The organism is Streptomyces sp. NPDC107546, assembly GCF_055639175.1.
Genome location: NZ_JBVKBA010000001.1, coordinates 299,710 through 319,987 on the forward strand (window position 1 = coordinate 299,710; position 20,278 = coordinate 319,987).

Annotated in this window: 19 protein-coding genes; 4 read left to right on the forward strand and 15 right to left on the reverse strand. The window is 71.0% G+C overall.

Going from position 1 to position 20,278, the window contains the following annotated elements; genetic code table 11:
• Positions 1-27: 27 nt before the first annotated feature.
• The 3 genes from ACZ7L1_RS01285 (at position 28) to ACZ7L1_RS01295 (ending at position 4,076) form a co-directional block, all read left to right on the forward strand.
• Positions 28-636, forward strand: a complete 609-nt coding sequence (locus tag ACZ7L1_RS01285; protein WP_471433167.1) for a TIGR03086 family metal-binding protein — start codon at positions 28-30, stop codon at positions 634-636.
• A 55-nt stretch (positions 637-691) separates the two neighbouring features.
• Positions 692-1,309, forward strand: a complete 618-nt coding sequence (locus ACZ7L1_RS01290) for a mycothiol-dependent nitroreductase Rv2466c family protein (RefSeq protein ID WP_471433168.1) — start codon at positions 692-694, stop codon at positions 1,307-1,309.
• Between the two features lie 160 nt (positions 1,310-1,469).
• Positions 1,470-4,076: a fibronectin type III domain-containing protein gene (locus tag ACZ7L1_RS01295; RefSeq protein ID WP_471433169.1), complete on the forward strand. Its 2,607-nt coding sequence runs from the start codon at positions 1,470-1,472 to the stop codon at positions 4,074-4,076.
• Positions 4,077-4,095: 19 nt separating this feature from the next.
• Here the strand turns inward: ACZ7L1_RS01295 and ACZ7L1_RS01300 are convergent, their stop codons facing one another.
• The 15 genes from ACZ7L1_RS01300 to ACZ7L1_RS01370 form a co-directional block, all read right to left on the reverse strand.
• A complete protein-coding gene (locus ACZ7L1_RS01300) occupies positions 4,096-4,845 on the reverse strand; it encodes a sirohydrochlorin chelatase (protein ID WP_471433171.1) in 750 nt (249 codons plus the stop codon).
• 8 nt (positions 4,846-4,853) lie between these two features.
• On the reverse strand, positions 4,854-5,744 hold the full coding sequence (locus tag ACZ7L1_RS01305; protein WP_471433173.1) for an ABC transporter permease: 891 nt from the start codon (positions 5,742-5,744) through the stop codon (positions 4,854-4,856).
• A complete protein-coding gene (locus ACZ7L1_RS01310; RefSeq protein WP_471433174.1) occupies positions 5,731-6,534 on the reverse strand; it encodes an ABC transporter ATP-binding protein in 804 nt (267 codons plus the stop codon). The genes ACZ7L1_RS01305 and ACZ7L1_RS01310 overlap by 14 nt, the downstream gene beginning before the upstream one ends.
• A 12-nt stretch (positions 6,535-6,546) precedes the next feature.
• On the reverse strand, positions 6,547-7,659 hold the full coding sequence (locus tag ACZ7L1_RS01315; protein ID WP_471433176.1) for an ABC transporter substrate-binding protein: 1,113 nt from the start codon (positions 7,657-7,659) through the stop codon (positions 6,547-6,549).
• Positions 7,660-7,885: 226 nt separating this feature from the next.
• Positions 7,886-9,214 (reverse strand): sulfate adenylyltransferase subunit 1, encoded by a 1,329-nt coding sequence (locus ACZ7L1_RS01320; protein WP_471433178.1) that lies wholly within the window; start codon positions 9,212-9,214, stop codon positions 7,886-7,888.
• A gap of 2 nt (positions 9,215-9,216) precedes the next feature.
• Positions 9,217-10,155 carry a sulfate adenylyltransferase subunit CysD gene (gene cysD, locus ACZ7L1_RS01325; protein ID WP_471433179.1) on the reverse strand — a complete coding sequence of 313 codons (939 nt, stop codon included), beginning with the start codon at positions 10,153-10,155 and terminating at the stop codon, positions 9,217-9,219.
• Positions 10,152-10,688 carry an adenylyl-sulfate kinase gene (gene cysC / locus ACZ7L1_RS01330; RefSeq protein WP_471433180.1) on the reverse strand — a complete coding sequence of 179 codons (537 nt, stop codon included), beginning with the start codon at positions 10,686-10,688 and terminating at the stop codon, positions 10,152-10,154. The genes cysD and cysC overlap by 4 nt, the downstream gene beginning before the upstream one ends.
• 26 nt (positions 10,689-10,714) lie before the next feature.
• Positions 10,715-11,425 (reverse strand): phosphoadenylyl-sulfate reductase, encoded by a 711-nt coding sequence (locus tag ACZ7L1_RS01335; RefSeq protein WP_471433181.1) that lies wholly within the window; start codon positions 11,423-11,425, stop codon positions 10,715-10,717.
• Complete coding sequence (locus ACZ7L1_RS01340) at positions 11,422-11,601, reverse strand: hypothetical protein (protein WP_471433183.1); 180 nt, start codon at positions 11,599-11,601, stop codon at positions 11,422-11,424. Before ACZ7L1_RS01340 ends, ACZ7L1_RS01335 begins: the two co-directional genes overlap by 4 nt.
• The gene (locus ACZ7L1_RS01345; RefSeq protein ID WP_471433184.1) at positions 11,598-13,289 is read right to left on the reverse strand and encodes a nitrite/sulfite reductase; all 1,692 of its coding nucleotides are present in this window, start codon (positions 13,287-13,289) and stop codon (positions 11,598-11,600) included. Before ACZ7L1_RS01345 ends, ACZ7L1_RS01340 begins: the two co-directional genes overlap by 4 nt.
• A 123-nt stretch (positions 13,290-13,412) precedes the next feature.
• Positions 13,413-13,496 carry a putative leader peptide gene (locus ACZ7L1_RS01350; protein ID WP_309486338.1) on the reverse strand — a complete coding sequence of 28 codons (84 nt, stop codon included), beginning with the start codon at positions 13,494-13,496 and terminating at the stop codon, positions 13,413-13,415.
• Between the two features lie 127 nt (positions 13,497-13,623).
• Positions 13,624-14,196, reverse strand: a complete 573-nt coding sequence (locus ACZ7L1_RS01355; RefSeq protein WP_471433186.1) for a GNAT family N-acetyltransferase — start codon at positions 14,194-14,196, stop codon at positions 13,624-13,626.
• Between the two features lie 69 nt (positions 14,197-14,265).
• Entirely contained in the window at positions 14,266-15,642 is a 1,377-nt protein-coding gene (locus ACZ7L1_RS01360; protein ID WP_471433187.1) for a hypothetical protein, read from the reverse strand.
• Between the two features lie 132 nt (positions 15,643-15,774).
• The gene (locus ACZ7L1_RS01365; RefSeq protein WP_471433188.1) at positions 15,775-17,064 is read right to left on the reverse strand and encodes a GAF domain-containing protein; all 1,290 of its coding nucleotides are present in this window, start codon (positions 17,062-17,064) and stop codon (positions 15,775-15,777) included.
• Between the two features lie 301 nt (positions 17,065-17,365).
• Entirely contained in the window at positions 17,366-19,000 is a 1,635-nt protein-coding gene (locus tag ACZ7L1_RS01370) for an acyl-CoA dehydrogenase family protein (RefSeq protein ID WP_471433190.1), read from the reverse strand.
• Between the two features lie 119 nt (positions 19,001-19,119).
• On the opposite strand from ACZ7L1_RS01370, the gene ACZ7L1_RS01375 reads away from it, so the two are divergent.
• Positions 19,120-20,268 (forward strand): YihY/virulence factor BrkB family protein, encoded by a 1,149-nt coding sequence (locus tag ACZ7L1_RS01375; RefSeq protein ID WP_471433192.1) that lies wholly within the window; start codon positions 19,120-19,122, stop codon positions 20,266-20,268.
• Positions 20,269-20,278 lie beyond the last annotated feature (10 nt).

Genomic DNA, 20,278 nt, shown 5'->3' on the forward strand with positions numbered 1-20,278 from the left:
CGCGGCGGCCGTTCCTAACCTGGAGGCATGAGCGATGCCTACCACAACGTGCACCCCTACCTGGCGGAATGCGCCGCCGAGGCCGCCCGCGTCGCCCGCGGCGTCCGGGCGGAGCGGCTGTCCGAGCCCACCCACTGCACCGGCTGGGACGTCCGTGCCCTGGTGAACCACTGGGTCCTGTACACCTCGCACGGACTCGAACACCGCGCCCTGCGCAAGCAGCTGCCCGAGGAACTGACCGCACGCGACTTCAGCGCGGACCCCGGCTGGGCGCGAGGCTACGCCGAGCAGCTCGACCGCGGCGTCGCCGCCTGGGACGACCCCGCCGTGTGGGAGGGAGAGATCGACCTGGGCATGGCGAAGATGCCCGCCGAGGAACTGGCGCGGATGCTCGTCAAGGAGCTGGCCGTCCACGGATGGGACGTCGCGACGGCCACCGGCCAGGAGTACCGGATCTCCGAGGGCGCCGCACGGCTCGTCCTGGACGTCGTCGAGGCCCACGGCGACCTCTACCGCCAGTACGACGGTTTCGCCGACCCCGTGCCCGTCCCCGACGACGCGCCCGTCTTCGAGCGCGCGCTGGCGGCGAGCGGACGCGATCCGCGGCAGACCCCGGTGGGCGAAGTGGACCACTGAGAAGGCCGGTGATTGGACCAGGGATCCGCGCCAATCGGCGACTAGCGTCGGCGGCATGCCGAACACCTCTTCCGTCCGCGTCGACGCCTACTTCGACCCCGCCTGCCCCTTCGCCTGGATCACCTCGCGCTGGCTGCTGGAGGTCGAGCGTCAACGCCCGCTCGACCTCCGCTTCCACGTGATGAGCCTGTACCTGCACAACGTGGGCAATGAACTGCCCGACTGGTACCGCACGTTGGTGGACAAGTCGATCGGCCCGGTCCGTGTCGCCGTCGCCGCCGCCGAACGGCACGGCGAGAAGGTGCTGCCTGATCTGTACACCGCGTTCGGGACCCGTATCCACGAGCGCGAGGCGGAGGACTTCGACGCGGTGATCACCGAGTCCCTCGCCGAGCTCGGACTGCCGGCCGACCTGGCCGCCGCCGCCCACGACCCCGCGTACGACGAGGCCGTACGCCGCAGCCACGACGCCGGCGCCGAGACCGGCTCGGGCGGCTATGTGGGAACACCCACCCTCCATGTGGACGGCACGGTGTGGTTCGGCCCGGTGCTGCGGGCCATCCCCCGGGGCGCCGCGGCGGCGGAACTCTTCGACAGCTTCCGGGTCCTGGCGACACACCCGGACTTCTTCGAGCTGAAGAGGACCAGGACCGGAGGGCTTTGCTTCGACTGAGTGTCACCGACGGGGTGGTCAGGAATGTGACCATCGGTCCGATGAATTGCGCTCTCGAACGAGGAACTCAAGGCTGTTTTTGTCATATTGATTGACGGTGGTGGACAGTGCTCCTACCTTTCCCGGCGTTGGGTACAGGCAAAGCCCACGGGAGGGTCATATGCCCACGCACCGAAGAGCCGCCCTCGTCACCCTCGTCTCCGCGCTGCTGGCACTCGGTGTTCCCGGTGCCGTCGCCCAGACCCCGGCCACGACCCCGGACCTCTATGTGTCCCCGGCCGGGAACGACCACGCCGACGGCACGGCACGGCACCCGGTCCGCACCCTGGAACGCGCACGCGACCTCGCCCGGACCCGGGCCGCACACCTGACGGCCGACCTGACGATCCATCTGGCGTCCGGCACCTACCGTCCGAGTGATCCTCTGGTCCTGGACGCCCGCGACTCGGGCACCGGCGGCCACAAGGTCATCTGGCAGGGCACGGGCGCCACCGTCATCAGCGGCGGCCGCCAGGTCACCGGCTGGCGTCGGGTCACGGGCCGTCCGGGGCTGTGGTCCGCGCCCGCGCCGCACGGGCTCACCGACACCCGGCAGCTGTACGTGGACGGGGTGCGCGCCCAGCGGGCCCGGGGCGGCGTCCCGGTGACCCTGACGCAGACCGCGACCGGCTACACGGCGTCCTCCGACACCATCGGCCGCTGGAAGCGCCCGTCCGACGCCGAGTTCGTCTACACGAGCGGCGAGGCCCTGTGGAACATCGAGCGCAACGGCCTCGGGCAGTGGACCGAGCCGCGCTGCCGCATCGCCTCCGCCGAGGGCACCACCATCACCATGGCCCAGCCCTGCTGGGACAACTCCAACAAGCGGGTGGAGTTCCCGGACATCCCGGGCCGCACGGTCAGCATGGTCGGACCCGGCCACCTCACCAACAGCGGCAAGGTCACCTACATCGAGAACGCCTTCGAGCTCCTCGACCAGCCCGGAGAGTGGTACCTCGACCGCGGTGCGCACCGCGTCTACTACATGCCCCGCAAGGGCGAGAACCTCGCCCGGGCCGACGTCGAGGCTGCGGCGGCCGAGAAGCTGGTCGACGGCCGGGGCACGGCGAACGCGCCGGTCCACGACATCGCCTTCCGCGGGCTCCGGTTCAGCTACGCGACCTGGCTGACGCCCTCGGGTCCGCAGGGCTTCTCCGAGATCCAGGCGGGCTACACCATCACCGGCGACAAGGGCTGGGCCACGCAGGGCCTGTGCCAGTACGTCGAGGGCGGCACCTGCCCCTTCGCCTCCTGGACGAAGATGCCGGGCAACGTGTCGTTCGCCTACGCAGAGCGCATCGACTTCTCCGACGACGTGTTCGCCCACCTCGGCGCCTCCGGCCTCGACCTCGGCACCGGTTCGAAGGACTCCACGGTCAGCGGCAGCATCTTCACCGACATCTCCGGCAACGGCTTGGAGATCGGGGGAGTGGACGGGCAGACCCCGGCCTCGGGCGTGCAGGTGACCGACAACCACCTCTACGGACTGCCCCGCGAATACCACGGCGGTGTGGCGATCCTCAACGGTTACACCCGGCACAACACCATCGCCCACAACCAGATCGACCACGTCGGCTACAGCGCCGTCTCGATGGGCTGGGGCGGCTGGCCGGACAAGATCGGTGACGCGGCGACCCCCAACGCCAGCCATGACAACGAGGTCCGCGACAACCTGATCTTCGACTACATGCAGATGCTCGACGACGGCGGCGGCATCTACACCCAGGGCCTGACCGGCACCTCGATGACCGACGGCGAGAAGGTCACCGGAAACGTCATCCGCGACCAGTGGGGGCTCGGCAAGAGCGTCTACACCGACAACGGCTGCACCTACGAGACCGTCGAGGGCAACGTCCTGTACCACGCCTCCTACGCCAACGTCGCCTCCCGTCACACCGACTACCGCGACGACCTGGGCAACAACGACCCGACACTCGTCAAGGACAACTGGTGGGAGGAGGGCACCGCCGACAGCGACAACAAGGGCCTGGTGACCACCGGCAACAAGATCATGACGGCCCTGTCGGACGTGCCGGCGGACATCGTGGCGAACGCGGGCCTCGAACCCGCCCACCGCGCACTGCTCCAGCGGAGCATCGGCGGCCCGTCCGCCCCCGAGGCACCCTCCCGCGTCGGCACGAGCACCGCGGGCGCCGACGCGCTCTACGTCACCTTCAACCCGAGCTTCGTCGAGGGAGGTTCCCCGGTGACGGGCTACACGGCCCGCGCCTTCGACGCCACGGGCAAGCAGGTCGGCGAACAGACGGTGACGGCGGCCGACTTCCGGCGCACCGCGCTCGTACGCCTCGGCGGGCTGCCGTCCTCGGGCGGCCCCTTCACGGTGACGGTCACGGCGGCCAACGCGTACGGCACCAGCGCCCCCTCCCTCGCCTCGCTCCCGCTGACGCCCACGGCCGCGACCACGCCGCCCCCGGCCCCGACGAGCCCCAAGCTGCGCACCCGGTCGACGGCGGCCACCCTCGCCTGGACCCCGCCGACGGCGACGGGCGACGCCAAGGTGATCGGCTACCGGGTGACGGTCTCCGACGGCCGCGAGCCGATCGACGTCACCGGCCGGGACGTCCTGGTCACCCAGCCGTCCGCCAAGGGCATGTTCCGCGTCATCGGCGGCCTGAAGCCGGGCGCCTCCTACACGGTCACGATCGCCGCGGTGACGGCGGCGGGCACCGGCCCGTCGGCCACGGTCACGGCGACCACGACCTCATAGGACGCCGGACCGGGAACGGTCAGGCCCCGATTGCCGCGGGCGTCGGCACCCGGGCCCGGTCGTAGCGCTCCACCACGACCCGCGCCACCTCCGGCGCGGGTCCCAGCACCTCGGCCAGCACGTCCGCTCCGGCCGCGCCCCGCGCGATGCGGTCCGGCAGGAAGCCGGGCGCCAGGACGTACGGCGCCACGGCCACCCGGGCGCAGCCCAGCGCGCGCAGTTCGCGCACCGCGTCCTCGGTGCGCGGGAACCCCGCGGGAGATGCAGCGGAGGCGAACGCAGGCCGCACGGCGCACCAACCGGTGTGCCGCCACTCCCGCGCGATGTCAGCGATCACTGCGATCGCCTCCGGGTCGGTGGACCCCGCCGAGGCGAGCACGACCCCGGTCGAGGACTTGTCGGCGGGGGTCAGGCCCGCCTCGTACAAACGGCGTTCGAGGGCCCGCGTCAGCAGGGGCGAGGGGCCCAGCACCTCCGCCTGCCGGATCCGCAGCCGTGGCGGCGCCTCCCGCAGGACCGCGGGGATGTCCGCCCTGGCGTGGAACGCGCGGGTCAGCAGGAGGGGGAGTGCCACCACGTCCCGGACGCCCTGAGCCGCCAGGGACTCCAGCACCCCGTGCACGGACGGGACGTTGAAGTCCAGGAACCCGGTCTCCACGCGCAGCCCGGGCCGCAGCGACCGCACCCGCCGTACGAGGGCGTGCACGGTCGCGGCGTGCCGCGCATCGCGGCTGCCGTGGGCGATCACGAGGAGGACCGGGTTGTGCATGAGGCGGCTCAGCCCTTCACCAGCAGACCGCGGCTGCGCAGCACCCACCGCTCCAGCGGGCTGAAGATCAGCAGGTCGATGGCGATGCCGACGAACAGGATCAGGATGATGGCCTCGAACACCATGGACATGGAACTCGCGTTGCGGCCGTTCTCCAGCAGCGCGCCCAGGCCGATGCCGAGGTCGGGCGAGGAGGCGATGATCTCCGCCGCCATCAGCGAGCGCCAGGAGAACGCCCACCCCTGCTTCAGCCCCGCGAGGTAACCCGGCAGCGCGGCCGGCAGCACGATGTGCCAGGCGCCCCTCAGACCGGTCGCGCCCATCGTGCGGCCCGCGCGCAGGAACAGCGGCGGCACCTGGTCGATGCCGGAGACCAGGCCGTTGGCGATGGAGGGGACCGCGCCGAGCAGGATCACCGCGTACATCATCGAGTTGTTCAGACCCAGCCAGATCACCGCCGGCGGCACCCACGCCACCGAAGGCAGCGACTGCAGACCGGACAGGACCGGGCCGATGGCCGCGCGCACGAACTTCACCCGCGCCACCACCAGGCCGAGGGGGGTGCCGATCGCCAGCGCGAACAGGAAGCCCAGCAGACCGCGCGAGACGCTGGTCCAGATGTAGCCGAGCAGCGTGCCCTGCAGCCAGGCGTCCTTGAACTCGCCCGCCACGGCGCCGGGCGAGGGCAGCTTGGTCGGGTCGTCGACGACCTTGAAGGAGATCAGCGCCTGCCAGACCACCAGGACCAGCGCGATGCCCACGAGCGGAGGGAGGATCTTGTTGACGAAGGTCTGCCGGAAGGGCGTACGGCCGGTGACCGTGGTCTCCAGTGCGTCGAGACCGGCCTCCACACCGTCCAGCCCGGTGCCCTCGGTCGTCTTGGTCTCAGTGCTGGCCATGGCGGCGGATCTCCCCACGCAGTACTTCGGTGATCTCGAGGGACAGCTCCGCGACGGGCGCGTCCTCGATACGGCGAGGCTGCGGAATGTCGACGGTCCACTCGCGGGCCACGCGCCCCGGGCGGGAGGACAGCAGCACCACGCGCTGCGCGAGCCGCACCGCCTCGCGCACGTTGTGCGTGACGAACAGGACCGACACACCCGTCTCCTGCCAGATACGGGTCAGCTCGTCGTGCAGCAGGTCCCGGGTGATGGCGTCCAGCGCGGCGAACGGCTCGTCCATCAGCAGCAGCCGGCTGTCCTGCGCCAGCGCGCGGGCCATGGCGACCCGCTGGCGCATACCGCCGGACAGCTCGTGCACCCGCTTGCCGTACGAGCCCTTGAGCCGGACCAGTTCCAGCAGCTCCTCGGCGCGCTCGCGCCGGTCGCTCTTCGCAACGCCCCGGAGCTTCAGGGCGAGTTCGATGTTCTTGCCCGCGGTCAGCCACGGGAACAGGGCGTGCTCCTGGAACATCAGGGCCGGGCGGCCGTCCGTCGTGATGTCACCGCCGGTCGGCTTGTCCAGGCCCGCCACCAGGTTCAGCAGTGTCGACTTGCCGCAGCCCGAGGCCCCCAGGAGGGTGACGAACTCGCCCGGCGCGACATCGAGGCTGATGTCGTCCAGCACGAGCTGCTGCCCGCCCGGCACCGGGAAGGACTTGGAGACGTGCTCAAGGCGTGCCGCCTGGTCGACGGACTCGGCGGCCGTGGCGAGGGTCGTGGCCATGGTCGTCACCTCCTGGGAACTCATCGGCTGCGGGCTTTACTTGACGCCGAGACCGGCGTCGCTGACGGTCGGGTCACCCTCGGCCTTCAGGACCTCGTTCAGGAGGGTGAGGTCGTAGATGCCGTCCAGCTTCGGGTTCTTCAGCAGACCCGCCTTGACCGCGTGCCGCGCCTCGGTGTTCAGGGTGGAGGCCAGCGGGTCGTCGGTGAACTGGATGGACTTCCACGCCGGGTCGAGGACCTTCGCCGGGAGCGCCTTGCCGGAGTCGATCGCCAGCTGCTGGTTCGCCGCCGCCTTCGCCGCGTCCGGGTTGGCCTTGATCCACTTGTTGGTCTCGACCGACGCCTTCAGCACGGCCTCGACGGCCTTCGGGTGCTCCTTGAGGAACTTCTGCGACACGATGATGTTCGTGATCACGAACTTCTTGTCCGGCCACAGCGAGGACTCGTCCAGCAGCACCTTGCCGCCTTCGGCGACCAGCTTGGACGCGGTCGGCTCCGGTACCCAGGCGCCGTCGACGGAGCCGGACTTGAAGGCGTCCGGGGTGACCTTGTTGTCGGTGCGGACCACCGACACATCGCCCTTGCCGCTCTGCGCGTCTACCTTCCAGCCCTGCTCCGCGATCCAGTTGAGGAACGCCACGTCCTGCGTGTTGCCGAGCTGCGGGGTGGCGATCTTCTTGCCCTTGACGTCCGCCAGGGACTTGATCTTCTCGGGGTTGACCACGAGCTTCACACCGCCGGACGCCGAACCGCCGATGATGCGCAGGCTCTTGCCGTCGGACTTGGTGTAGCCGTTGATCGCGGGGGAGGGGCCGATCCAGCCGATGTCGATGGAACCGGAGTTCAGGGCCTCGATCTCGGAGGGGCCCGCGTTGAAGATCTGGTACTTGGCCTGGGTGGCGCCGAGCGCCTTCTGGAAGAAGCCCTTCTGGACGCCCACGAGCGCGGTGCCATGGGTGAGGTTGCCGAAGTAGCCGATCTTGACGGAGTCGAGGCCGTCGATCTTCTGGGCCCCGGCGGCGACCTTCTGGTCCGACGGGGTGGTGCTCGCCTTGGAGCCGTAACTGCAGGCGGCGAGTGTGAGGAGGGGGAGGGCGGCGACCACGGCTGTGCCGCGGCGGAGGAGCGTCGAGCGGTTGGCAGGCACGGGAGGTGTTCCTCTCGTTGGCCCGGCGGTCACGGTCTTTCAGGTCGTGGCCGGGAGGTCGGCAGGTCTTCGTTTAGGCAGGCAGTGGGGGGTGAGGGCGCGCAGGCAGTGCGCGTACGTCATCGCGCACATCGCGCCACTCCGCCCTGCCCGCTGCCGAGGGCGCCGCTGCCGACACGGCCGCCCTCCTTGGCGAACGTCGAGTAGAAGTCCGTCGTCTTCATGATCAGAAGTCCCACCCGTCGTCGTCGGGTTCGTCCTTGACCGGCTCGGGCGCGGCGAACGACTCGCCGACCATGCCCGCGGTCAGCGTGGTGCCGTCGGACGGGTCGATCAGGATGAACGAGCCCGTGCGGCGCGAGTCCGCGTACGAGTCCACCGGCAGCGGCTCGGCGGTACGGATCTTCACCCGGCCGATGTCGTTGGCGAGGAGCTGCCCCGGGTGCGGGTGCAGGGACAGGTCGTCGAGCGTGAGCCGGGAGGGGATGTCCTTGACGATCGCCTTGACGGTGCGGGTGCCGTGCTTGAGCAGCACCCGGTGGCCTACCGTCAGCGGTTGGTCGGCGACGTGACAGACGGTCGCCTCGATGTCCTGGGTGGTCGGCGGCGCGTCCTTCGTGGGCACGATCAGGTCGCCGCGCGAGATGTCGATGTCGTCCTCGAGGAGCAGCGTCACCGACTGCGGCGTCCAGGCCACGTCGACCGGCTCGCCCAGCAGGTCGATCCCGGAGACATTCGTCGTACGGCCGGACGGCAGAACGGTGACCTGGTCGCCGACCCGGAAGGAGCCGGCCGCGATCTGACCGGCGTAGCCGCGGTAGTCGGGGTGCTCGGTGGTCTGCGGGCGGATCACGTACTGCACGGGCAGCCGGGCGTGGCAGTGCGCCAGGTCGTGGCTGACCGGGACGGTCTCCAGGTGCTCCAGGACGGTCGGGCCGCCGTACCAGTCCATGTGGGCGGACGGCTCCACCACGTTGTCGCCCTCGAGCGCCGAGATCGGGATCGCCGTGACCTCCGGGACGCCCAGCTCGGTCGCGTACGCGGTGAACTCCTCGGCGATCTGCGCGAAGACGGACTCCTGGTAGTCGACCAGGTCCATCTTGTTGACGGCGAGGACCACGTGCGGGACGCGCAGCAGGGCGGCGATCGCGGCGTGGCGGCGGGTCTGCTCGACGACGCCGTTGCGGGCGTCGACCAGGACGACCGTCAGCTCGGCGGTGGAGGCGCCGGTGACCATGTTGCGGGTGTACTGCACATGGCCCGGGGTGTCGGCGAGGATGAACCGGCGGCGGGGCGTGGCGAAGTAGCGGTAGGCCACGTCGATGGTGATGCCCTGCTCGCGCTCGGCGCGGAGGCCGTCGGTGAGGAGGGCCAGGTCCGGTCCCTCCTGGCCGCGGCTGGCCGAAGCCCGCTCCACGGCCTCCAGCTGGTCGGTGAGGACCGACTTGGAGTCGTGCAGAAGCCGTCCGACGAGGGTGGACTTGCCGTCGTCGACCGAACCGGCGGTGGCGAACCGCAGGAGGGTGGTGGCGGAGAGTTCCGTGGTCGTGGTCATGGCTAGAAGTACCCCTCGCGCTTGCGGTCCTCCATGGCGGCCTCCGAGAGCTTGTCGTCGGCCCGGGTCGCGCCCCGCTCGGTGAGCCGGGAGGCGGCGATCTCGGTGATGACCTGCTCCAGGGTCACCGCGTCGGAGTCGACGGCACCGGTGCAGGACATGTCGCCGACGGTGCGGTAGCGCACGAGGCGCTTCTCGACCGTCTCGCCGTCCTTGGGGCCGCCCCACTCACCGGCGGTCAGCCACATGCCGCCCCGCTGGAACACCTCGCGCTCGTGGGCGAAGTAGATCTGCGGCAGCTCGATGCCCTCGCGGGCGATGTACTGCCACACGTCCAGCTCGGTCCAGTTGCTGAGCGGGAAGACGCGCACGTGCTCGCCGGGCGCGTGACGGCCGTTGTACAGCTGCCACAGCTCGGGGCGCTGACGGCGCGGGTCCCACTGCGAGAACTCGTCCCGCAGCGAGAACACGCGCTCCTTGGCGCGCGCCTTCTCCTCGTCACGCCGCCCGCCGCCGAAGACGGCGTCGAACTTCTCGCTCTGGATCTTCTCGGTCAGCGGCAGCGTCTGCAGCGGGTTGCGGGTGCCGTCCGGGCGCTCCTTGAGCACACCGCGGTCGATGTAGTCCTGCACGGAGGCGACGTGCAGCCGCAGGTTGTGCTGCGCCACCGTGCGGTCGCGGTACTCGATGACCTCGGGGAAGTTGTGCCCGGTGTCCACGTGCAGCAGCGCGAAGGGCACCGGCGCCGGGGCGAACGCCTTCAGCGCCAGGTGCAGCATGACGATGGAGTCCTTGCCGCCGGAGAACAGGATCACCGGGTTCTCGAACTCGCCCGCCACCTCGCGGAAGATGTGCACCGCCTCGGACTCGAGGGCGTCCAGGTGGGAGAGGGTGTACGGGCCGCTGTCCGTGCCCTCCTGGATACCGGCGACGGTCGTCATGCCAGTCCCCTTTCGCTGAGCAGCGCGTACACGGACGCGGCGGACTCCTGCACGGTCTGGTGCTGCGACTCGATCCGCAGGTCCGGCGACTCGGGCTCCTCGTAGGGGTCGTCGACGCCCGTCAGGCCCTTCAGCTCGCCGGCGGCCTGCTTGGCGTACAGGCCCTTCACATCGCGCACCGAGCAGACATCGACAGGGGTGGCCACGTGCACCTCGAGGTACGCCGTCCCGTTCTGCTGGTGGCGCTTGCGCACCGCCTCCCGGCTGTCCGCGTACGGCGCGATGACCGGGACGAGGGCCTTGACGCCGTGGCTGGCCAGCAGTTCGGCGACGAAGCCGATGCGCTGCACGTTGGTGTGCCGGTCCTCCCGGCTGAAGCCGAGGCCCGCGGAGAGGAACTCGCGGATCTCGTCGCCGTCGAGCACCTCGACCCGGTGGCCCTCCTCGCGCAGCCGGCCCGCCAGCTCGTGGGCGATGGTGGTCTTGCCCGCGCTCGGCAGACCCGTGAGCCAGACGGTGGCTCCGCTCGTCACGTGTGTCTCCTGAATCTCTGTCATGGTCAGCCGTGCAGCCCGCACTCGGTCTTGGCGCGGCCCGCCCATCGGCCGGCGCGCGCGTCCTCGCCCTCAAGGACCCGGCGGGTGCAGGGCGCGCAACCGACGGAGGCGTAGCCGTCCATCAGCAGGGGGTTGGTCAGCACGCCGTGCTCGGCGACGTAGGCGTCCACGTCGTCCTGAGTCCAGCGGGCGATCGGCGAGATCTTGACCTTCTGCCGCTTCTCGTCCCAGCCGACGACCGGGGTGTTCGCGCGGGTCGGGGACTCGTCGCGGCGCAGGCCGGTCGCCCAGGCGTCGTAGTCCTTGAGGCCCTCTTCCAGCGGCTGGACCTTGCGCAGCTTGCAGCACAGGTCCGGGTCGCGGTCGTGCAGCTTCGGGCCGTACTCGGCGTCCTGCTCGGCGACCGTCCGGCGCGGGGTGAGGGTGATGACGTTGACGTCCATCACCGCCTCGACCGCGTCGCGGGTGCCGATGGTCTCCGGGAAGTGGTAGCCGGTGTCGAGGAACACCACGTCGACGCCGGGCATCGCGCGGGAGGCGAGGTGGGCGACCACCGCGTCCTCCATGGACGAGGTCACGCAGAAGCGCTTGCCGAAGGTGTCGGCCGCCCACTGGAGGATCTCCAGCGCGGAGGCGTTCTCCAGGTCACGGCCTGCCTGCTCGGCGAGCGCCTTGAGTTCGTCGGCCGTCCGTTCCGTCTGAGCCGTGGTCATATCTCGTCCCCTCCGTTGTCGGCTCGTCGAAGCCCCTGGGCGAGAAGGCCCAGGAACTTCAACTGGAAGGCTCGATTGCACGCCGCGCATTCCCACGCGCCGTGGCCCGCTTCGCTCGGACGCAGGTCCTCCTCGCCGCAGTAGGGGCAGTAGAAGGGCGCCGCACGCTCGCTCACGACAGCGCCTCCTCGGAAGCCCGGGAAACCCAGGTCGCGAACCGCTCGCCGTCCTCGCGCTCCGCCTGGTAGCGCTTGAGGACCCGCTCGACGTAGTCCGGCAGCTCCTCCGCGGTGACCTTCAGACCGCGGACCTTGCGGCCGAACCCGGCCTCGAGGCCGAGCGCGCCGCCCAGGTGCACCTGGTAGCCCTCGACCTGTTCGCCCTTGTCGTCGAGGACCAGCTGGCCCTTGAGACCGATGTCCGCGACCTGGATACGGGCGCAGGCGTTCGGGCAGCCGTTGAGGTTGATGGTGATCGGCTCGTCGAAGTCCGGCAGGCGCCGCTCCAGTTCGTCGATGAGCGAGGAACCGCGCTGCTTGGTCTCGACGATGGCGAGCTTGCAGAACTCGATGCCGGTGCAGGCCATGGTGCCGCGCCGGAACGAGGAGGGCCTGGCGGTGAGGTCGAGCGCCTCCAGGCCGTCGACCAGGGAGTCGACCTGCCCCTCCTCGACATCGAGGATGATCATTTTCTGTTCGACGGTGGTGCGGACCCGGCCGGAGCCGTGTGCCTCCGCGAGGTCGGCGATCTTCGTGAGCGTGGTGCCGTCGACGCGGCCGACGCGCGGGGCGAATCCGACGTAGTAGCGGCCGTCCTTCTGACGGTGGACGCCGACGTGGTCGCGCCACTGCTGGACGGGCTGCTCGGGAGCGGGACCGTCGACCAGCTTCCGCCCCAGGTACTCGTCCTGAAGGACCTGGCGGAACTTCTCCGCGCCCCAGTCGGCGACGAGGAACTTCAGGCGGGCCCGGTTGCGCAGCCGCCGGTAGCCGTAGTCACGGAAGATCGACAGGACGCCCTCGTAGACGTCCGGGACCTCCTCCAGCGGCACCCACGCGCCCAGCCGCACGCCCAGCTTGGGGTTGGTGGACAGACCACCGCCGACCCACACGTCGAAGCCCGGCCCGTGCTCGGGGTGCCGTACGCCGACGAACGCCACGTCGTTGATCTCGTGAACCACGTCGAGGAGCGGCGAGCCGGAGATGGCGGTCTTGAACTTCCGGGGGAGGTTCGAATACGCCTTGTTGTTCAGGACGCGGCGCTTCATCTCCTCCAGCGCCGGGGTGGCGTCGATGATCTCGTCCTCGGCGATGCCGGCGACGGGGGAGCCGATCATCACACGGGGGGTGTCACCGCAGGCGGTGACCGTGGACAGGCCGACGGCCTCCAGGCGGTTCCAGATCTCGGGCACGTCCTCGACCTGGATCCAGTGGTACTGGACGTTCTGCCGGTCGGTGATGTCGGCGGTGCCGCGCGCGAACTCCTGCGAGATCTCACCGATGACGCGCAGCTGCTGCGTGGTCAGCGCCCCGCCGTCGATGCGCACCCGCATCATGAAGTACTTGTCGTCCAGCTCCTCCGGCTCCAGGATCGCGGTCTTGCCGCCGTCGATCCCGGGCCTGCGCTGGGTGTACAGGCCCCACCACCGCATACGGCCGCGCAGGTCGTTGGGGTCGATCGAGTCGAAACCCGCCTTGGAGTAGATCGTCTCAATGCGTGTCCGCACATTGAGACCGTCGTCGTCCTTCTTGAACTGTTCGTTGCCGTTGAGCGGGGTGAAGTGACCTGCGGCCCACTGACCCTCGCCACGGTGACGGCTCACCTTGCGGCGGGGCGTGGCGGGATTCTGCGGGGTGGCGGCCATGGTGGGTACGTCCTTCGGGACAGGCAGGAGAGCGGCTCTGACCTGCGCGCGCGGGCACACGAGAGATGTGCGCGACCTTGCGCGAGGGTGGAAAAGGGAAGAAACCGGACTGGCTGGAGGCTGTCAGCTCGCCGGACAGATGGCGCTGGACATGCGGCCGAGATCGACGTGCCGTCGACTCACCAAGGCAATTCCAGTTCCAGACATGACGGAAGCGTGTCATGGCGATCTGGACACAGTCCAGCTTCGTCCGTCATGCGGACACCCTTGTCCCGTAATGTGGGACAAGGGTGTTGTCGGTCACATCACCCGGACGCGCTCGCGTCCGCGCAGGTCAGAGAGCGTACGCCCCCAGCCAGGGGCCCGGGGCGGCAACCTCCGCCTGCTCCTCCACCTTGGTGTCGAACAGCCGGAACCCGCGGCGGCGGTAGTTCTCCATCGCGTGCTCCCCGTCCAGGCTGCACGTATGCAGCCACACCCGCTTCGTCGGCGTCCGCCGCGGCCAGCGGTCCGCGAGGTCCCAGGCGCGGGCGGTCCCGTACGACAGCAGGTGCCCGCCGATCCGCCGCCCCCGGAAGGCCGGCAGCAGTCCGAAGTAGACGATCTCCACGACCCCGTCGTCCTGCGGCTCCAACTCGACGTATCCCGCGGGCGTGCCCCGGTCGTAGGCGACCCAGGTCTCCACGCCCGGCCGGTCCAGGTGCTCCTGCCAGCGCGCGTACGTCCAGCCGAGCCGGTCGATCCAGCGGATGTCCCCGCCGACCGACGCGTACAGGAACCGGCTGAACTCGGGCGAGGGCACCTCGGCGCGGAGGATCCGGACATCGCCCTCGGGGGCCGCGGCGGGCAGCAGATCGCTCGGGGACGTCTGCTCCAGGGACCACGTGGTCACGGTCATGCTGCTCATGCGGCCAGGGAATCACGACGGCGAGCGGTACGACAAAGGGCCCGGCGCCCTGCCCGGCCTGTCGGCGCGCTACTTCAGGGCGTCGTCCACCGCGTCCAGTGGCACCGCGTACAGCACCCGCCCGTCGGCCGGCCCCGATCCGTCGTCGCTCGCCGCGCCCTGAGTGAGCGTCCACAACTCGCCCGTCTCCCGCCAGTACGACAGGGACGCGGTGTGCCGGCCCCAGCAGGCGTGGGTCCCGTCGGCAGCGCAGGTGGCCGTCTGCGCACCGGAGGTGGTCTGCCGCCACAGCGTGCCGTGCCGGCCGCCGACCGAGGGCGCGCGGTCGACGTACCAGTCGGTCCGTGCCGCCCCGTCGCGCCGGTGCGACAGTACGCCCTGCACCCCGGCCGCCGACGTCTCGTAGGCCTCCGTCGCCCTGACGTCGCCGTGCGCGTCCGTGGCGAGCAGGCCGGCGCGGCCGGGCGCGGTGCTGAACGCGTACCGCCACACCCGGGCCGTGTGCCCGTTGCCACCGGGACGCAGCGACTCGCTCGCCACCAGGCTGGCCGGGATGGTGGTGCGGTCGAGGGAGAGCGTGGAGAAGCAGGGCACCCCGTGGTCGTCGGCCGCCGAACAGGGGCCGCCGGTCAGCCGGTAGGAGCCGGCCGTCGGCAGCACGTACTGGTAGCCGTCCGCCGCGTAGCCGCCGTCGACCCGTCCGATCGCGGCGCCGTCGACGTTGGCTCGCAGGATCCGGTGCAGGTCGAACACCAGCAACGAGTCGCGTGCGGTGACGAACAGTTTGTCCCGGTACCAGACCATGCCGGACAGACCGGGGCGGACGGCGGTGAAGTCCTGCCCCCCGGCGCGCGGAGCGACCAGCAGGACCCAGCGGTAGGCAAGGCGGTAGGGATCGTCGGCGTCGACGAAGGCGACCCGGGCGAGGCCCCGCTCGGCGGCAGGGCCGCCGGGGCGGTCCTGGTGCGTCCAGCCGGACAGGATGACCCGGTCCGGGCCCCACAGGCCGTCGGCCTCGGCGTCCCCGGAGGTGGTCACGGACCGCGGTACCCACTGCGGGGTCGTCGCGTCGTCGTGGTCCCAGCAGTACGCGCGCGTGGCGGCCGGCCGCACGGGCAGCGCGGCGGTCTCTGCGACGTCGCACGCGGACCGGTCGCGCATGGTGCGGTCGGCGGAGGACAGGACGCCGTGGACGTCGACGGCGCCGCCCATCGCACGGGTGAGTGTGTCGAGCGTGCGGTGGTCGGTGAGGTCCTCGTGGAGGCGGAGCTTGGCCGTCTCGGTCGCCGTGGTGACACGGGTCAGGCCCCCGGGGTTGTCGCCGCCCGCGGCCTGCGAGGTGCTGATCAGCGTGGCGGCGGCGGTCAGCGCCAGCGCGGTGCCGGCCAGCGTCGCCCGCAGCGCACGCCCCCGGCGCCTGCGGCGGTGCCTGCCACGGTGCTTCATACAACCTCCCGGCGTCGGCCAACTGCTCCTCGTGGTCCGTATGTTGACTTCAGGAGCGGGTGGGGTGGCCTGTAAGGAGGGATGCTACGGCAGACGGATGGAGGACCGGTCGAAGACCCGGGAAAAGCAGGGTTATCCCCACGTTCGGGTGTGCCTAACTCTCACCACCCCAGGCGCCGTCGAGTGCGGCAGCAGGTCGTTCGGGTCGTCCGGGGTGAGCAGGTCCACCTCCGCCGACTCGCGGAAACGATACGGCCGGTGTTCCAGGAACGCTCCCAGATACCGCCTCACACGGGACATCTCGGCGCGGACCGTGACCGTGCGGGCCGGGTCGCCGAACAGGTCGGACGCCAGGGCCGCGGCCGTGCGGCCCTGGCGGTGCACGGCCAGCAGGTACAGCAGTTCCGCGTGCCGGGGGCTGAGTTCATGGGTCCAGGAGCCCGTGTCCCCGAAGACCGTCACCGACCAGCGGCGCGGATGGGAGACGTCCAGGACGATCCGGGCCACCTGTGCGGGCGCGGGCGCGTCCGCGGCGCGGATCAGCCAGCCGCCCGGCAGCGGCTCCACCGTGCAGGGGCCCAGCGCCGGCAGCAGAGCGCGGCCGGGCCCGAGCGACGCGGGCAGCGCCACCCGGCCGGTGTACGGCATCCCGGTCACCGCCGCCGTCCAGCCGTCCTTGTCCACGGCCACCGCACGGCCACCGAGCCGCGCGAGCAGCGGCGCCGCCACCGCGCGCAGCCTCTCCAGCGCGTTCAGATGCGTCTCCCGCAGCCGGGCCTCCGCGAGCCGGGCCACCGACTCCACCCACGCGAGCGTCGCCGGATGCATCGTCTCCAGCGGGCCGCTCACGTCCACCACCCCGATCAGCCGGCCGTCGCGCGGGTCCGTGATCGGGGCGCCGGTGCAGGTCCAGGAGGCGTGGGAGCGTACGAAGTGCTCGGAGGCGAACACCTGTACGGGCCGCCGGGTCACCGCCGGGGTGCCCACGCCGTTGGTGCCGACGACCCCCTCGCCCCAGTCCGCGCCCGGCTCGAAGCCCAGCCCGTCCGCCTTGCGCAGCACCGGCGCGCTGCCCTCGCGCCACAGGATCCGCCCGTCCGCGTCCGCGACGACCATGATGTGGTGCGCGACGTCCGCCACCGACAGCAGGCCCTCGCGCAGCACCGGCAGCACCTGCCGCAGCGGGGAGTCCTGGCGGCGGCGCTCGATCTCGTCACGGCCCAGCGGGTCGGCACGGACGTCGTGGTCGGGGTCGACCCCGCGGCGCAGCATCCGCCCCCAGGACGCCTCGATCACCGGACGCGGCGGGACGGGAGCGCGCTGCCCCGCGAGCGTCGCGCTGCGCACCTCGCTCAGCACGCGCGCCGCCTGCCCGACGTCCAGGGCGGCGAGCCGCGTGACCCCTCTGGCCGAATACGCCACTGGAAACCTCCCCCAAGGCTGTCCGTCCCCGTCGACGGATTCCGGCCGGAAGCGTCCCCCGGCCCGTGTCGACGGTGGTCCTCATACTGCCGTCTACGGTCGGCGGAGGGGGGAAGTCCGGCCAGAGCGGGCGCGGGTTGCAACCCTTTGCAACCCTGGCGGAGGGCCAAGCTCTGGTTGAAACTTGTGCAACGCCGCTCAGACGGCGTCCGCGCTCCTTGAACGGGGCCGGCAGGCGGGGGTGGTGCCGAGTCGGCGCAGCACCACCCCCGCCGCCATCGATCCCTGTGGCCGGAGCATCTCAGGCGACCGGCCGGGCCCGCTCCACCACCGTGGCCAGATCCAGGGTGTGCGGCAGGGTGCCGAACGCCGCACCCCAGTCGCCGCCCAGGCGTGAGGCGCAGAAGGCGTCCGCGACCTCCGGGGGCGCGTACCGCACAAGAAGCGCCCCCTGGAGCACCAGCGCGATCCGCTCCACCACACGGCGCGCCCGGGCCTCGATACCCTCCAGATCGGCGAGTTCGGTGAGCAGGTTCTTGATCGCGCCGTCCAGACGGTGGTCCGCGCCGCGCGCCCGGCCCACCTCCTGGAGGAAGGCGTCCAGGGCGTGCGGCTCACGCTGGAGCGCGCGCAGCACGTCGAGCGCCTGCACGTTGCCCGCGCCCTCCCAGATCGAGTTCAGCGGCGACTCGCGCAGCAGCCGGGGCATGCCGGACTCCTCGACGTAGCCGTTTCCGCCGAGGCACTCGGCGGCCTCCGTCACCACCGGCGTGCACCGCTTGGTCACCCAGTACTTGGCGGCCGGCACCGCGAGCCTGAGGAACGCCCGCTCCCCCTCGCCCCCCTCGTCGTACGCCGCCGCCAGCCGTAGCCCCAGCGTCGTCGCGGCCTCCGACTCCAGGGCCAGATCGGCGAGCACGTTGCGCATCAGCGGCTTGTCCAGGAGCCGGCCGCCGAACGCCTCCCGGTAGGTGCAGTGGTGGATCGCCTGCACCACCGCCTGCCGCATCAGCGACGTCGAGCCGAGGACGCAGTCGAGCCGGGTCGCCGCCACCATCTCGATGATGGTGCGCACCCCGCGCCCCTCCTCGCCGACCCGGCGCGCCCAGGTGCCGTCGAACTCGACCTCGCTGGAGGCGTTGGAGCGGTTGCCGAGCTTGTCCTTCAGACGCTGGATCATGAACACGTTCCGTGTGCCGTCCTCGAGCACCCGCGGCACCAGGAAGCAGGTCAGCCCTCCCGGGGCCTGCGCCAGCACCAGGAACCCGTCCGACATGGGCGCCGAGCAGAACCACTTGTGGCCCGTCAGCTCGTACGTCCCGTCCTCGGCGAGCGGCCGGGCCGTCGTCGTGTTGGCGCGTACGTCGCTGCCGCCCTGCTTCTCCGTCATGCCCATCCCGAAGATCACGCCGGCCTTCTCGGCGGCCGGGCGCAGCCCCCGGTCGTAGACCAGCGAGGTCAGCCGGGGCTCCCATTCGGCGGCGAGCACGGGATCCGTGCGCAGCGCGGGCACGGCGGCGTGGGTCATCGACAGCGGGCAGCCGTGGCCCGCCTCCACCTGGCTCCAGATCACGAACGACGCCGCCCGGCGCACATGCCCGCCCGGCCGCGACCAGGCCGCGGTCAGCCCCGCGGCGACGCCCTTGCCGAGCAGCCGGTGCCAGGCCGGGTGGAACTCCACCTCGTCGATGCGGTTGCCGTAACGGTCGTGGGTCTGCAGCTTGGGTGGGTTCTCGTTGGCCTGCGCCCCCCACTCCTGCACCTGCGCGGAGCCCGCGCTGAGCCCGAGCCCCGACAGCTCGGCGCGCACCTCGTCCAGGAGCGCGGGGTCCAGATGCCGTTCGACGGCCTCCACAAGGGCACGATCAGTGGCGAAGACGTCATATCCGACCAGCGGCGGAGCCTGATTGGTCACGGTGTGCGTGCTGGCTGCCATGAGCTGAACCTACCCCTCGGTACGCGATCGGTCACTCGTATCGCCGAGGGGATGCGCCACACCGGGGGCCACAGCACTGCGGGGTGAGTGGGGGCCCGGGCGGCGGATACCGTTAAGGCGTGCAGCCAGCAGCAAGTGATATCCCCGAGCGGCCCTCCGGCCGTCTCCACCGGGCACGTGCCCTCTACCGGAACGTCTCCAAGCGCAGGACCGCCTGGCTGCTGCTGAAGGACATCGTCAACTCGTGCATGGAGTACCGCGTCCTGGGGCTGGCCGCCGAGGCGGCGTTCTTCACCCTGCTCTCCGTGCCGCCGCTGCTGTTGTGCCTGGTCGGACTGCTCGGCTACGTCGACCACTGGACCGGGACCGACACCATCCAGAGCCTGCAGAACAACATCCTGGACGCGTCCCGCACTGTGCTGTCCGACCGGGGTGTCAAGGAGATCGCCCAGCCGATCCTGCACGACGTGCTCAAGGCCGGCCGTCCCGACGTCGTCTCCATCGGCTTCCTCTTCGCCCTGTGGTCCGGCTCCCGCGCGGTGAACGTCTTCATCGACACGATCACGGTGATGTACGGGCTCGACGGCACCCGGGGCATCGTGAAGACCCGGCTGCTGGCGTTCGTGCTGTTCATCGTGGCGCTGCTGATCGGCTCGGTGGCGCTGCCGCTGATGGTGGCGGGTCCGGACGCGGTGGTGAACGTCGTGCCCTGGTCCACGACCGTGGTGCAGGTCCTGTACTGGCCGGTGGTCATCGTCCTGTCGATCGTGTTCCTGACCACGCTCTACCACGTGTCCGTCCCCGTGCGGTCACCATGGGTCGAGGACGTGCCCGGCGCTCTGGTAGCCCTCGCGATGTGGGTGCTGGGCAGCTTCCTGCTGCGCATCTACCTGACGCAGACGGTCGAGGGCCCCACGATCTACGGGTCGCTGGCCGCCCCCGTGGCCGTCCTGCTGTGGATCGGCGTGTCCGCCTTCGCCGTCCTGGTGGGTGCCGCCGTCAACGCCGCGATCGACCGCGTGTGGCCCGCCGCCGCGACGGCGGCGGCCCGCGAGGCGAACGAGCGGCTGCGCGAGGAGCAGGCCGCCGAGTACGTGGCCCGCGCCGCCGCGACCCGGGTGGCCGACCCCGACGACCCGGACATGCCGTCGGAGTTCCCGGAGCGCTGGTCCCGCTTCCTGCCCCCGGAGGACGTCACCTCCCGCCTGCGCACGCAGGTGCGCAGCGGCCAGATCCACCCGCAGAAAAAGGAGGGACCGGCGGACTGAGCGCGGGCAC